The organism is Enterobacter sp. Li2LvB3, assembly GCF_056156645.1.
On sequence record NZ_JBSICG010000043.1, the window covers coordinates 1 to 13,932 of the forward strand.

Here is a 13,932-nt window from a genome sequence, read left to right on the forward strand (position 1 = left end):
CCCTCAGGGAGAGGGAGAAAACACTAAAAAAGGCAACGTGCGTTGCCTTTTTGCTTTTACCTAGCCGCCTAAATACGCACTCCGCACCGCTTCGTTGGCCAGCAGCGCATCGCCGGTATCGGATAGCACGACGTGGCCGTTCTCCAGCACGTAGCCGCGGTCGGCGAGTTTCAACGCCTGATTGGCGTTCTGCTCGACGAGGAAGATGGTCATCCCTTCTTTACGCAGCTGTTCGATGGTGTCGAAAATCTGCTGGATGATGATCGGCGCAAGACCGAGCGACGGTTCATCAAGCAGCAGCAAACGTGGCTGGCTCATCAGCGCACGGCCAATCGCCAGCATCTGCTGTTCACCGCCGGACATGGTGCCTGCACGCTGAATACGCCGCTCCCACAGGCGTGGGAAGAGTTCATACACTCGCTTGATACGGGTCTGGAACTGGTCACGGTCGGCAAAGAAGCCGCCCATCGCCAGGTTCTCTTCCACCGTCATACGCGAAAACACACGACGCCCTTCAGGGACAATCGCCACCGCTTCACGCATGATTTTGGCGGTCTGCCAGTCGGTAATATCTTTGCCATCAAACACAATCCGCCCGCTGGTGGCACGCGGATCGCCGCACAGGGTGCCGAGCAGCGTGGTTTTACCTGCGCCGTTCGCCCCAATCAGGGTAACGATTTCACCCTGATTGATATGCAGGCTGACATCATGCAGCGCCTGAATCTTGCCGTAGTGGGCACTTACATTGTCAAACGTTAACATCGCTTTTTCCATCTTATGGCTCGCCCCCATTATGCTTCACCTAAATAGGCGCGGATCACGTCCGGGTTGTTGCGGATCTCTTCCGGCGTCCCGTTAGCCAGCGGCGTGCCCTGGTTTACCACGTAGATACGGTCAGAAATGCCCATCACCAGCTTCATATCATGCTCAATCAGCAGAATGGTGGTGTCATGATGATCGCGCAGCTCGGCAATCAGCTCGTCCAGCTCTTTGGTCTCTTTCGGGTTCAGACCGGCCGCCGGTTCATCGAGCATCAGGATTTCCGGCTGTGTCACCATGCAGCGCACGATTTCAAGACGACGCTGATCACCGTAGGCCAGGTTACTCGCCTGACGGTTAGCGTGCTGAAGCAGACCAATACGATCAAGCCAGGTGGCCGCTCTGTCGAGGGCTTCGCTCTGCGCACGGCGGAAGGCTGGCGTTTTCAGCAAACCGGAGAACAGACCGGATTTCAGCTGCTGATGTTGCGCCACCAGCAGGTTCTCAATCACCGTCATTTCACGGAACAGACGCACGTGCTGGAAGGTACGCACCACGCCCATACGCGCAATCTGCTGACCCGGCAGCCCTTCAAGGTGCTGGTCGCGCAGCATAATGGTGCCGCCCGTTGGTTTATAAAAACCAGTCAGGCAGTTGAACACCGTGGTTTTCCCCGCGCCGTTCGGGCCAATCAGGGAGACAATCTCTTTTTTGTGCAGATCCAGATTCACGTTGTTGACCGCCAGCAGGCCGCCAAAACGCATCATCAGACCGTTAACGGATAATAATGGCTGACTCATGCCTGCTCTCCTTTCGCTTGCCCGTTTTTCAGCTTCAACTGTGGACGGGTCATCGGCAGCAAGCCCTGCGGACGCCAGATCATCATCAGCACCATCAAACCACCCAGCATCAACATGCTGTACTCGTTAAAGTCACGCATCAGCTCACGGGAGACCACCAGCAGAATGGCGGCAAGGATAACGGCGAACTGCGAGCCCATCCCACCGAGCACCACAATCGCCAGCACGAAGGCGGATTCGGCAAAGGTGAAGGATTCCGGGCTGACAAAGCCCTGACGCGCAGCAAACAGCGTCCCGGCAAAACCAGCAAACGCGGCGCTGATGGTAAATGCCGTCAGCTTGATACGGGTCGGGTTCAGACCCAGAGAACGACAGGCAATCTCATCTTCGCGCAGCGCTTCCCACGCGCGGCCCAGCGGCATCCGCAGCAGGCGGTTAATCACGAACAGGGTAATCACTACCAGCAGCAGTGCCACCAGATAGAGCCAGATGACACGGTCAGACGGATCGTATTTCACACCGAAGAAATTGCTGAAGGTATCCCAGCCGCCTTCACGCGCGGTGCGGCTGAATTCCAGGCCAAAGAAGGTCGGTTTCGGGATCTGGCTGATACCGTTCGGGCCACCGGTTACTTCGGTGTTGTTAAGCAGCAGGATACGGACGATTTCGCCGAAGCCTAAGGTCACAATCGCCAGGTAGTCACCGCGCAGGCGCAGTACCGGGAAGCCCAGCAGGAAGCCCGCAGCAGCAGAGACCAGCCCCGCCAGTGGCAAACAGGTCCAGAAGCCCAGGCCGTAATAGTGGTTCAGCAGTGCAAAGGTGTAGGCACCGATGGCATAGAAACCGCCGTAACCCAGTACCAGCAGGCCAGACAAACCTACAACCACGTTCAGACCCAGGCCCAGAATCACGTAGATCATGGTCAGGGTGGCAATGTCTACCGTACCGCGCGATACCACGAACGGCCACGCCACAGCCGCCACCAGCAGCGCCACAAGGAACAACTTCTGCTTAACGGTTGAGCCATCGATAGCAGGGAGAACGAATTTCGGGCCAGAGACGTTTTTCAGCGTCTTCTGGAACACCGGACGCAGCAGCTGGAACAGGAACACCACCGCAGTGCCGATAAACACCCACTGCCAGCGGATGTCGGCGGCGGTATCCACCACCAGTTTAGTGCCATCCAGCTCTAACTGAACGCCCATAAAGACGCCCGCCAGCACGAAAAACATGGCGGCAGAGAGCAGCGCCATTGCAAAATGCATCGGTTTCATACTTTCTCTACCTCCGGACGACCCAGAATACCGGTAGGCATTACCAGCAGAACCAGAATCAGCAGGGCAAACGACACCACATCTTTGTATTCAGTGCTCAGATACGCCGAGGAGAGTGCTTCAGCCACGCCAAGGATCAGGCCGCCGATCATCGCACCAGGAATACTGCCGATACCGCCAAGTACCGCTGCGGTGAAGGCTTTCATCCCGGCCATAAAACCGATATACGGGTTGATAACACCGTAGAACTGGCCGAGCAGCACGCCCGCCACCGCCGCCATCGCCGCACCAATCACGAAGGTGAGCGCAATCACGCGGTCAGTGTTGATACCGAGCAGGCTCGCCATTTTCAGGTCTTCAGCGCAGGCACGGCAGGCGCGCCCCATGCGGGAATAACGAATGAACAAGGTCAGCGCCAGCATCGCAACAAAGGTGACGATCCAGATAACCAGCTGCATGGTGGTAATAGACGCAGAGAAGTTGTCGCTCGCCCCTACAATCCACTGGCCGTTAAACAGGCTTGGCAGCGCCACATCGCGCGAACCTTCGGTCAGGCTGACGTAGTTTTGCAGGAAGATGGACATACCGATGGCAGAGATCAGCGCAATCAGACGCTTGGAGCTACGTACTGGCCGGTAAGCCACACGCTCAATGCTCCAGCCGTAGGCGCTGGCAATCACAATCGCCCCCACGAACCCGGCGGCAACCAGCAGCCAGCTGCTGTCGATCCCCATCATCATCAGCGCGGCGATAATCATAAAGGAGACATAACTGCCGATCATGTACACCTCGCCGTGGGCGAAGTTGATCATGCCGATAATGCCGTAAACCATCGTATAACCGATGGCGATCAGTGCGTAGGTGCTTCCCAGCGTGACGCCGTTAAACATCTGCTGCAAGAAATAGAGAAACTGCTCGGACATATGCAAACCTTTTTATACCCGCCCGGACGCCCGGGCGGTGGGATAATTATTTGGCGACCGAAGACGAACCGTCGGCGTGCCACTTAAAGACACCAAATTCAAATCCCTTCAGATCGCCTTTCTCATCCCAGTTCAGCGGCCCAATCACGGTGTTCGCCCCGTGAGCTTTTAAATCTTTCACTAAATCCAGCGGCTCTTTGCTGTCGGTACGTTCCAGTGCGGTCGCCAGAGACTGCACGGCAGCATAGGTGATCCACACATACGGACCGCTCGGATCTTTCTTCTGCGCTTTGAGCGCATCTACGATAGTCTTATTCGCCGGATCCTGGTCATAGCGTTTTGGCATCGTCACCAGCATCCCTTCCGCCGCATCACCTGCGATGTTAGAGAGTGACGCGTTACCTACCCCTTCCGGGCCCATAAACTGGGTTTTCAGGCCGGTGCCGCGCGCCTGGCGTAACATCTGGCCCATTTCCGGGTAGTAGCCACCGTAATACACGAAGTCGATATTTTCTTTTTGCAGGCGGGCAATCAGCGCCGAGAAGTCTTTCTCGCCTGCGGTGATGCCATCAAAGAACACAATATTCGCGCCGCCTTTTTTCAGGCCATCCTGTACGGAGCGCGCCAGACCTTCGCCGTATTGCTGCTTGTCATGAATAATGGCAATGCGCTTTGGCTTCACATTTTCGAGGATAAATTTGGCGGCCGTTGGCCCCTGAGAGGAGTCCAGACCTGCGGTACGCATGATGTGCTGGTAACCGCGTTGAGTCAGTTCCGGGTTAGTCGCACCTGGGGTAATCATCAGAATGCCTTCGTCTTCATAGATATCAGACGCAGGCTGCGTGGATGAGGAGCAAAGATGGCCGATGACGTACTGAATGCCGTCGTTAACGATTTTGTTGGCGACCGCGACAGCTTGTTTCGGATCGCAGGCGTCGTCATATTCCACCCCGACCAGTTTGTCGCCCTTGATACCACCTTTGGCGTTGATGTCTTTAATCGCCTGGCGCGCACCGTTGAACTCCATATCGCCCCACTGAGCAACCGGACCGGACATTGCACCTACCACAGCAACTTTAATATCTTCCGCCATAGCTGCATGTGAAATCGCCAGTGCAACTATCCCCGCGACTAACGTCTTCGCGTTCCTTTTCATCTCTGAATCCCCATTCGTGATGTTGTGTATATATTTTGTTTTATTATGGTTAAAAAGCATTCTGTACTTTTAATGAACAACGCTATTTTTACCAGTGCCTTTAATGGTTTAGCGCAGTTTTTTGTCAAAAACCAGACTAAAATCTCTATTTTTCAGGCGATTAAGCAAAGATAATATTCTGAAATCAGGCAGAGATAAACAAATAAAAGTACGGTTTGCAGCATAAAATAACGGTACAAAGCGCCGAATAAATCGCTACTCTTTAGGTTAAAATTCTGCTTGTTTTTCGATCCATGTGTTTTCGAACTGCACATTGTGACGCCGAAAAACTAATCGCCTGGTAAATGGTTTAAAAAGAGGAAGCCGCTGGCTGAATAAATTGAGTACACTGCGCATACTCTTTTTGATTTGGACAAGCAGCTAATGAAACTGACTATCATCCGTCTGGTGACCTTTAGCGATCAGGATCATATCGACCTGGGCAAGATCTGGCCGGAATATTCCCCTTCATCACTGACCGTTGACGAGACGCACCGTATTTATGCCGCACGCTTTAATGAGCGTCTGCTGGCGGCCGTGCGCGTGACGCTGAGCGGGACAGAAGGTGCGCTCGATTCACTGCGCGTGCGTGATGCCACCCGCCGTCGCGGTGTGGGGCAGTATTTGATTGAAGAAGTGATCCGCGAAAACCCGAGCGTGACCTCCTGGTGGATGGCCGACGTGGGCGTAGAAGACCGCAGCGTGATGGCGGCATTTATGCAGGCGTTAGGGTTTACGGCACAGGAAAATGGGTGGGAAAAGCGCTAGGTTTGGTTTGTGCGGCCTGATGCGTGCGGCCTGATACGTGCGGCCTGATGCCCTCACCCCGGCCCTCTCCCACGGGGAGAGGGGGCAAACACTAAAATGGCAACCTTAAGGTTGCCATTTGCGTTTATTTGGCGTCAGTCGCCGTACCGTTGGCATGCCAGTCAAACACGCCGAACTCGAAGCCTTTCAGATCGCCCTTCTCATCCCATGACAGCGGCCCCATAACGGTATTTACGGTATTCGCTTTCAGGTATTTCGCAATCTCAGCCGGATCGGCTGACTGGTTCAGGCCCGCCTGCAATGATTGCAGTGCCGCGTAGGTGGTCCAGACGAACGCCCCACTTGGATCCTGTTTCTTCGCTTTGATGGCGTCTACGATAGGTTTGTTCGCTGGAACCTGGTCGTAGTTCTTCGGTTTGGTCACCAGCAGGCCTTCCGCAGACTCACCGGCGATGTTAGACAGAGACACGTTCGCCACACCTTCTGGACCCATGAACTGAGTTTTCAGGCCGGCAGCACGTGCCTGGCGCAGGATCTGGCCCATTTCCGGGTGGTAGCCACCGTAGTAAACGAAGTCGATATTCTCTTTCTTCAGACGCGCCACCAGCGTGGAGAAGTCTTTCTCACCGGCAGTGATACCGTCAAAGAACACCACGTTAGCCTTGGCTTTCTTCAGGTTATCCTGTACGGCACGCGCCAGGCCTTCACCGTATTGCTGTTTATCGTGAACGATCGCGATACGCTGCGGCTTCACTTTTTCCAGAATGTATTTCGCGGCAGTTGGGCCCTGGTCAGAGTCCAGACCGGTGGTACGCAGGGTCAGCTTATAGCCACGCGCAGTCAGTTCCGGTGCGGTTGCCGCCGGGGTGATCATCAGAATGCCTTCGTCTTCGTAGATATCAGACGCTGGCTGGGTGGAAGAGGAGCACAGGTGGCCGATAACGTATTTAATCCCGTCGTTTACCACTTTGTTCGCAACAGCTACCGCTTGTTTCGGATCGCAGGCATCGTCATATTTTACGATTTGCAGTTTTTCGCCCTTAATACCGCCCTTGGCATTAATGTCTGCAACCGCTTGTTCTGCGCCAGTAAACTCCTGGTCGCCGTATTGTGCTACCGGACCGGACATTGCGCCGACAACAGCCACTTTAATATCTGCATGTGCCATCGTGCTGAATGCCAACGTGATACATCCTGCCAGTAACGCTTTACCCTTCTTGTTCATCCTGAGAATCCCCATTGTTATGGTTTTTGCAATTGTTGTGATGTTGTTGTGCGGTACATTATTTTTCTTATAGGCATAAGAAAAGCATATGATAGTTATGTTTTGGGTCACTGCCCGTACCAAAGCAGCATACTCTGCTAGAACATACCCCATTTTTATGAATTTGGAATAGCTAATTTGAAATGTATATATGCTAAGCCCGGCAACGTTTCGCTGCCGGGCAGTGGCTTTATCGTGTCAGCGAGGCAGAGATAATATCCAGCGCTTTACGGAACTGCACTTCGGGGATGGTAAGCGGATAAAGGAAGCGAATAACATTGCCGTATACACCGCAACTCAGCAGCAACAGGCCTTCCTGCAATGCACGCTCCTGAACCTGGCGGGTAAAGTCCGGTGAGGGTTGCCCGGTTTGCGGATCGTTAAATTCCACCGCTACCATCGACCCTTGCGCCCGGATATCAGCAATAAACGGACAATCCGCCTTCGCTTTGTTGAGCACTTCTACCAGATGATGACCAAGGTGCGCCGCGCGCGTGCAGAGATCTTCTTCGTCAATCACGTCCAGCACGGCATGTGCCGCGGCAATCGCCAGCGGGTTACCCGCATAAGTGCCGCCCAGCCCGCCCGGTGCAGGGGCATCCATAACCTCTGCCCGGCCAGAAACAGCCGAGAGCGGCATCCCGCCCGCCAGGCTTTTCGCCATGGTGATCATGTCAGGCTTCACGCAGTGGTGTTCCATCGAGAAAAGTTTACCGGTACGGGCAAACCCGGTTTGTACTTCGTCGGCAATCAGCAAAATACCGTGGGTATCGCATAATGCGCGCAGCGACTGCATGAAATCGGCAGGCGCGACGTTAAAACCGCCCTCTCCCTGTACCGGCTCAAGAATAATGGCGGCAACCTGGTCCGGGGCAATATCCGCTTTAAAGATACGCTCGATGCTTTTTAACGCCTCCTGGCTGCTCACGCCGTGAAGTGCATTGGGATATTGTGCGTGGTAAATCGAGCCCGGGAAGGGACCAAAACCGATTTTGTAAGGCGCGACCTTGCCGGTCAGCGCCATTGTCATATAGGTGCGGCCATGAAAACCGCCACCAAAGGTGATAACGCCAGGACGTTTGGTGTAAGCACGGGCAATTTTTACCGCGTTTTCGACGGCTTCTGCGCCCGTTGAGAAGAAGGCCGTTTTGGCCGGACCGTCAATAGGCACACGTTCGTTAATCCGCTCTGCCAGCGCCACGTAGCCTTCATACGGTACAATTTGATAGGCGGTGTGGGTAAAGGCATGGAGCTGTTTTTCAATTGCCGCAATCACTTTTGGATGGCGATGCCCGGTATTCAGCACGGCGATCCCGGCGGCGAAGTCGATAACCTCGTTACCTTCCACATCCCACAGCGTGGCGTTCTCTGCTTTATCGGCATAAAAATTACACATGACACCGATACCGCGCGGCGTCGCCTGCAAACGCCGGTCATTCAGTTCTTTATTTTTCACCCTGTCCCCCTGAGATTTCAGCAGCCCAAAATGCAAATAGCGCATCTGTAAGTGTTTGCCAGGGGGGAGGAATTCGCCAGAGGAGGCGCTAAAAAAACAAAACCCCCGAATTTACATTCGAGGGTTCTCGTCATACTTCGCGGAAATTACGCTTCGATAGCGGCGCGAAGTTTTTTCATGGCGTTCTTTTCAAGCTGACGTACACGTTCAGCGGAGACACCATAGCGGTCGGCCAGCTCCTGCAAGGTGGACTTGTTGTCTTCGTCCAGCCAGCGGGCACGGATAATATCCTGGCTGCGCTCATCGAGGCCTTCCATCGCATGAGTCAATTTGTTGGCAGCCTGGTCTTCCCAGTTGTCCTCTTCAATGCCATCAGCAAAGTTGGAGGATTTATCCTGAAGATACAGAACCGGCGCCATCGGCTGGCTGTCAGACGCATCGTCGTCAGAAGACATATCAAACGTCATGTCCTGAGCGGCCATACGAGACTCCATCTCACGCACATCTTTGCTGGACACACCCAGCTCACGCGCCACCATTTCAACTTCATCCTGATTGAACCAGCCCAGACGCTGCTTGGTTTTACGCAGGTTGAAGAACAGTTTGCGTTGCGCTTTTGTCGTGGCGACTTTCACGATACGCCAGTTACGCAGGACATATTCGTGAATTTCAGCTTTGATCCAGTGTACGGCGAAGGAGACGAGTCGCACACCCACTTCCGGGTTAAAGCGTCGTACTGCCTTCATCAGACCGATGTTACCTTCCTGAATCAAGTCCGCCTGCGGCAGGCCGTAGCCCGCATAATTACGAGCAACGTGAACAACAAAGCGCAGGTGAGACAGGATCAGCGTCTTAGCTGCTTCCAGATCGCCCTGGTAATGCAGCTTTTCAGCAAGCTCCTTTTCTTCCTCGGCCGTTAACATCGGCCAGGTGTTTGCAGCCCGGATATAAGATTCCAGGTTACCAACAGGGGCTAAAGCTAAAGTTTGCATTTCTTTGGTCATTCATTCCTCTCAATGTTTCTTCTGGTCCAGGTTATCCCCATCAGGCAACAACCATGCCAAAGCGTTTGAGCAACGAGATTAGCATTCACTCTTTTATCAGACAGTGATTTTATCCACAAGTTCCAGGTGCAACAGTGAATAAATTACGCACAAAATGTGACATGAAGATGATATTGCGGGGGAAGAGAAAACAGGGACTCTTTCCCTGCAAGCGAACAGCTCGGTGCAGGGAAAGATTATATCACGCTTTTATTATTCGGGAGTAAAGTGACGTAAATGTTGAACCGTCGCCAGCCATGCCGCTACCCAGCCGATCATAGAGCAAACCAGCAGTAGCAACAGGCACTCATCGAACCCTAAACCACTGATATTAAACTTAGTTCCAAAAACCTGCGCCACTTCGGTAACGGCAGATGACAGCCGCATCACCAAAATTTCTGACAATATCAATGAAAGAAATGCGCCAGAAAAACCCAGCAATGCGCCGCCGTACAGGAACGGACGAAGGATAAACCCATCCGTGGCGCCAATCAGTTTTTGCACGTTGATGGTGTCCCGGCGGGCAAAGATGCTCAGGCGTACGCTGTTACCAATGACGAGGAAGACCGCAGCCACCATCAGCACGCCGATCATCGCCGACACACGGCCAACCAGTCCCGTCAGGGCCGACAACCGCGCAAACCAGCTATCGTCCATCCGCACTTCATCAATCCCCTTAATGCGCGAAATACGGTCACGCAGGGTATTCAGGGCATCGGTTCCCTGGAAGTCGAGCTTCGGGTTCACCACGGCCACGGCAGGCAGCGGGTTCTCTTCGAGCATATCCAGCGCACCGCCAAACCCGGACCAGTTGCGGAACTCACCCAGCGCCTCTTCGCGCGAAAGATAGTTCACCTTATCGACGCCCTGCTCAGCCTGGATTTGTCCCACAACCTGCGCTGCCGCGTTATCGTCGAGCGCTTTATCCAGATACACCGTGATTTGCGGTGAAGGGTAGTACTGCGAAGCTGCCTGATTAACGTTCTTGTAGACCATGTAGCAGACGCTTGGCAGCGTCAGGGAGATGGCAATCACCATCACCGTCAGGAACGTGGCCAGTGGTTTGCTTTTCAGATCCTGCAACGCACCGTGGAAGGCATAGCGTACCTGCTCGTTGAAAACGTTGGTTTTACGCGAGTTCGGTTTTGGCGCAGCTTTCGCACGCTTTGGCGTATTGCGGTTGTTATCTCCGCCGCCCTGCGGTTTACGGAACCGGTCAAAGCGGTTCCCAAACTGCCGAATCTGGTTTATTGCGTCACGCTTATTCACCCAGGCCTCCGTGCAAATGACCGTCGCTCAGGGTCAGCATCCGGTACGAACGACGGGAGATAAGCCCGATGTCGTGCGTTGCCATCAATACTGTCACCCCAACACGGTTAAATTCCTCAAACAGACGCAAGATCCCTTCCGACAGGGCATCGTCCAGGTTACCGGTAGGTTCATCCGCCAGCAGCACAGCAGGTTTGTTCACCACCGCGCGGGCGATACCCACACGCTGCTGTTCACCGCCAGAGAGCTGGATCGGGAAGTTCTTCGCTTTGTCCAGCAGCCCGACTTTATCCAGCGCCGCCGACACACGGCGACGAATATCATCATAGCTGGCACCGGCAATGATCAGTGGGATCGCCACGTTATCAAATACGGTGCGATCCATCAGCAGGTGGTGATCCTGGAAAATCATACCGATCTGGCGACGCAGGAACGGCACCTCACGGTTTTTCAGGCGGCTAATGTCATGGCCGCTGAAATAGATTTTCCCGGCGCTTGGCCGTTCGATCCCACAGATAAGCTTGAGCAGGGTACTTTTCCCCGCGCCGGAATGGCCGGTCAGGAATGCCATCTCGCCCGGTTGCAGGTGGAACGTTACCCCCTGCAACGCTTGTCTCCCACCGAGATAGGCCTTGCTGACGTGTTCAAAGCGAATCATTGTTAATCCTCTCGGGCAAATAATGCCTCAATAAAGTCGTCCGCTTTAAACGGACGTAAATCCTCAATACGCTCGCCCACACCGATATAACGGATAGGAATGCCGAACTGATCTGCCACGGAGAAGATCACCCCGCCTTTGGCTGTACCGTCCAGTTTGGTCAGCGTAATCCCTGTCAGCCCTACCGCCTCATGGAACAGTTTCGCCTGACTGATGGCGTTCTGCCCGGTGCTGGCATCGAGAGTCAGCATAATTTCATGTGGCGCTTCTTCGTCCAGCTTCTTCATGACGCGAACGATTTTCTTCAGTTCTTCCATCAGGTGCGATTTGTTCTGCAAACGCCCTGCAGTATCAGCAATCAGCACATCCACATTACGCGCTTTAGCCGCCTGAATGGCGTCAAAGATAACGGACGCAGAATCTGCACCCGTGTGCTGCGCAATGACCGGGATGTTGTTGCGCTGACCCCAGACCTGCAACTGCTCCACCGCTGCCGCACGGAAGGTGTCGCCAGCCGCCAGCATCACCGATTTGCCCTGCTGTTCGAACTGACGCGCCAGCTTGCCGATGGTAGTGGTTTTACCCACGCCGTTAACGCCAACCATCAGAATAACAAATGGTGTTTTGCCTTCAATATTAAGCGGTTCGTCAACTTTTGCGAGAATTTCGCCCATCTCGTCTTTCAGCAGACCGTACAGCGCTTCGGCGTCACGCAGCTGTTTGCGGCTCGCGCCTTCCGTCAGGCTGGTGATGATTTTACGGGTTGTTTCAACGCCTACGTCCGCAATCAGCAGTTGCTCTTCCAGCTCTTCAAACAGATCATCGTCGATCTTTTTGCCGCGGAAAAGACTGATAAATCCGGAACCTAAGTTTTCTTTGGTTTTTAACAGGCTGCGTTTCAGACGCGCGAAGAAACCTTCTTTAGTCGGTTTTTCCTGCTCCTGAACCACTTCTTCTGCCTGCTCTTCCTCCGGCACGACGATAACCGCTTCTTCTGCGGCTTCTGCCGCCAGTGCCTGAGCTTCCAGCTCTTCATCGGTGAGTTCTGGCTCGAGCTCTGCTTCTTCTTCGACCGCCTCAACAATTTCAACGGTTTCTGCTTCTGCCTGCCACTCTTCTGCGGCGATCTCTTCGGCTTTCACCTCTTCCGGTAGCGGCAACTCTTCATGCTCAACAACCGCCTGAGGCGCTTCTTCAATAATATCTTCGCGCTCAACTTCAACCTGAAGGGTTTCAGATGCCTCTTCCAGCGCTTCAGGCTCTGGCGTCTCGCTTTCCTGAACCTGTTCGGTGACGTCAACAACCTCTTCAGCAAAGGCTTCTGTCTCTTCTTTGCTGTGCGTATGTTCTTCCGCTTCTACAACTGCGGCGGTTTCGACAGGCGTTTCAGCCGGCGTATGCTCTTCAACCGCCAGCTGTTCTTCGATTTTCTGTTCTGTTTCTTGCTCTTTTTCACCGAAGCCCAGCCAGGAAAAGAAGCCACGTTTTTTTTGTTTTGCCATCTGCGACTACACTCCTCGCGGCGCTATATACATGGAAGCTAAAAAAATGATGAAATAGTCTATCACTTAACTTAATTAACATCATCGCCTGCAATCGCAGGCCAATTGTTAGCAGAGCTTTCCTGAAATGAAGAAAACTACCCGCCAGGCCGGGCAAATTCGTATTATCGGCGGCCAGTGGCGAGGCCGGAAATTACCGGTGCCGGACAGCCCCGGTTTGCGCCCAACGACTGACCGCGTAAGAGAAACCCTGTTCAACTGGCTGGCACCTTCAATGGTAGATGCCCGCTGCCTTGACTGCTTCGCCGGGAGCGGCGCTTTAGGTCTTGAAGCGCTGTCGCGCTATGCCGCCAGCGCCACGCTGCTCGAAATGGAGCGCGGCGTTGCTCAGCTACTTCAGCAAAATCTGGCGACCCTGAAAGCCGCTAATGCCAAAGTGGTGAACACCAACACCCTTTCCTTCCTGTCACAGCCGGGTACACCGCATGATGTAGTGTTTGTTGATCCGCCGTTCCGTAAGGGGCTGCTGGAAGAGACGCTCGCGCTGCTGGAAAACAACGGCTGGCTGGCCGATGGCGCGCTGATCTACGTAGAAAGCGAAGTTGAAAACGGTTTACCACCAGTGCCTGTTTACTGGGATCTGCACCGTGAAAAGGTAGCAGGCCAGGTTGCCTATCGTCTGTATCACCGACAAGTACAAGGAGGATCCGATGCCGGTACTGATTAATCTGGGACGTTTACTGATGCTGGGTGTATGGGCATTTCTGATCCTGAACCTGGTGCATCCATTCCCGCGTCCGATGAATATTTTCGTCAACGTGGCGCTGATCTTTACCTCATTTATGCACGCGTTGCAGATGGTGATGCTGAAAAACGGTCTGCCGAAAGATGGCCCACAAATGACCGGCTGGCAGCAGCTGCGGGTGTTTATTTTTGGCGTGTTTGAACTGCTGGTGTGGATGAAAAAGTTTAAGGCGCAGGTGAAGAAGTAAGTGGCCTGATGCCCTAACCCTCTCCCCAA

The 13,932-nt window shown here is 53.9% G+C and carries 14 protein-coding genes; 3 read left to right on the forward strand and 11 right to left on the reverse strand.

Annotation, left to right across the window (positions count from 1 at the left end):
• Positions 1-60: 60 nt before the first annotated feature.
• From livF to livK, 5 genes are read right to left on the reverse strand one after another with little or no spacing between them, the layout of a single operon-like run.
• Positions 61-774, reverse strand: coding sequence for a high-affinity branched-chain amino acid ABC transporter ATP-binding protein LivF (gene livF, locus ACS603_RS23045; RefSeq protein ID WP_182062836.1), 714 nt, complete (start codon positions 772-774; stop codon positions 61-63).
• Positions 775-791: 17 nt separating this feature from the next.
• Positions 792-1,559 carry a high-affinity branched-chain amino acid ABC transporter ATP-binding protein LivG gene (gene livG / locus ACS603_RS23050; protein ID WP_182062837.1) on the reverse strand — a complete coding sequence of 256 codons (768 nt, stop codon included), beginning with the start codon at positions 1,557-1,559 and terminating at the stop codon, positions 792-794.
• Positions 1,556-2,833, reverse strand: coding sequence for a branched chain amino acid ABC transporter permease LivM (livM, locus tag ACS603_RS23055; protein ID WP_182062838.1), 1,278 nt, complete (start codon positions 2,831-2,833; stop codon positions 1,556-1,558). The genes livG and livM overlap by 4 nt, the downstream gene beginning before the upstream one ends.
• A complete protein-coding gene (gene livH, locus ACS603_RS23060) occupies positions 2,830-3,756 on the reverse strand; it encodes a high-affinity branched-chain amino acid ABC transporter permease LivH (protein WP_014072160.1) in 927 nt (308 codons plus the stop codon). Before livH ends, livM begins: the two co-directional genes overlap by 4 nt.
• 46 nt (positions 3,757-3,802) lie before the next feature.
• Positions 3,803-4,912, reverse strand: a complete 1,110-nt coding sequence (livK, locus tag ACS603_RS23065; RefSeq protein ID WP_182062840.1) for a high-affinity branched-chain amino acid ABC transporter substrate-binding protein LivK — start codon at positions 4,910-4,912, stop codon at positions 3,803-3,805.
• A gap of 423 nt (positions 4,913-5,335) precedes the next feature.
• Between livK and panM the strand changes: the two genes are divergently transcribed.
• Positions 5,336-5,719, forward strand: a complete 384-nt coding sequence (gene panM / locus ACS603_RS23070) for an aspartate 1-decarboxylase autocleavage activator PanM (RefSeq protein WP_182062841.1) — start codon at positions 5,336-5,338, stop codon at positions 5,717-5,719.
• A gap of 124 nt (positions 5,720-5,843) precedes the next feature.
• Here panM and livJ read toward each other — a convergent pair whose 3' ends face one another.
• The 6 genes from livJ to ftsY all read right to left on the reverse strand — a co-directional run bounded on the left by livJ (position 5,844) and on the right by ftsY (position 12,911).
• The gene (livJ, locus tag ACS603_RS23075; RefSeq protein WP_182062842.1) at positions 5,844-6,944 is read right to left on the reverse strand and encodes a branched chain amino acid ABC transporter substrate-binding protein LivJ; all 1,101 of its coding nucleotides are present in this window, start codon (positions 6,942-6,944) and stop codon (positions 5,844-5,846) included.
• Between the two features lie 229 nt (positions 6,945-7,173).
• Entirely contained in the window at positions 7,174-8,439 is a 1,266-nt protein-coding gene (locus tag ACS603_RS23080; RefSeq protein WP_182062843.1) for a 4-aminobutyrate--2-oxoglutarate transaminase, read from the reverse strand.
• A gap of 146 nt (positions 8,440-8,585) precedes the next feature.
• Complete coding sequence (gene rpoH, locus ACS603_RS23085; RefSeq protein WP_166718417.1) at positions 8,586-9,443, reverse strand: RNA polymerase sigma factor RpoH; 858 nt, start codon at positions 9,441-9,443, stop codon at positions 8,586-8,588.
• A gap of 252 nt (positions 9,444-9,695) precedes the next feature.
• Positions 9,696-10,751 carry a permease-like cell division protein FtsX gene (gene ftsX / locus ACS603_RS23090; RefSeq protein WP_259833089.1) on the reverse strand — a complete coding sequence of 352 codons (1,056 nt, stop codon included), beginning with the start codon at positions 10,749-10,751 and terminating at the stop codon, positions 9,696-9,698.
• Complete coding sequence (gene ftsE, locus ACS603_RS23095) at positions 10,744-11,409, reverse strand: cell division ATP-binding protein FtsE (protein ID WP_014072167.1); 666 nt, start codon at positions 11,407-11,409, stop codon at positions 10,744-10,746. Before ftsE ends, ftsX begins: the two co-directional genes overlap by 8 nt.
• 2 nt (positions 11,410-11,411) lie before the next feature.
• A complete protein-coding gene (gene ftsY / locus ACS603_RS23100) occupies positions 11,412-12,911 on the reverse strand; it encodes a signal recognition particle-docking protein FtsY (RefSeq protein ID WP_474944989.1) in 1,500 nt (499 codons plus the stop codon).
• A 127-nt stretch (positions 12,912-13,038) separates the two neighbouring features.
• Between ftsY and rsmD the strand changes: the two genes are divergently transcribed.
• Both rsmD and ACS603_RS23110 read left to right on the forward strand, forming a co-directional pair.
• Positions 13,039-13,638 (forward strand): 16S rRNA (guanine(966)-N(2))-methyltransferase, encoded by a 600-nt coding sequence (gene rsmD / locus ACS603_RS23105; RefSeq protein WP_315687155.1) that lies wholly within the window; start codon positions 13,039-13,041, stop codon positions 13,636-13,638.
• Positions 13,622-13,903 (forward strand): DUF1145 family protein, encoded by a 282-nt coding sequence (locus ACS603_RS23110; RefSeq protein WP_010436509.1) that lies wholly within the window; start codon positions 13,622-13,624, stop codon positions 13,901-13,903. Before rsmD ends, ACS603_RS23110 begins: the two co-directional genes overlap by 17 nt.
• The last annotated feature ends 29 nt before the right edge of the window (positions 13,904-13,932 follow it).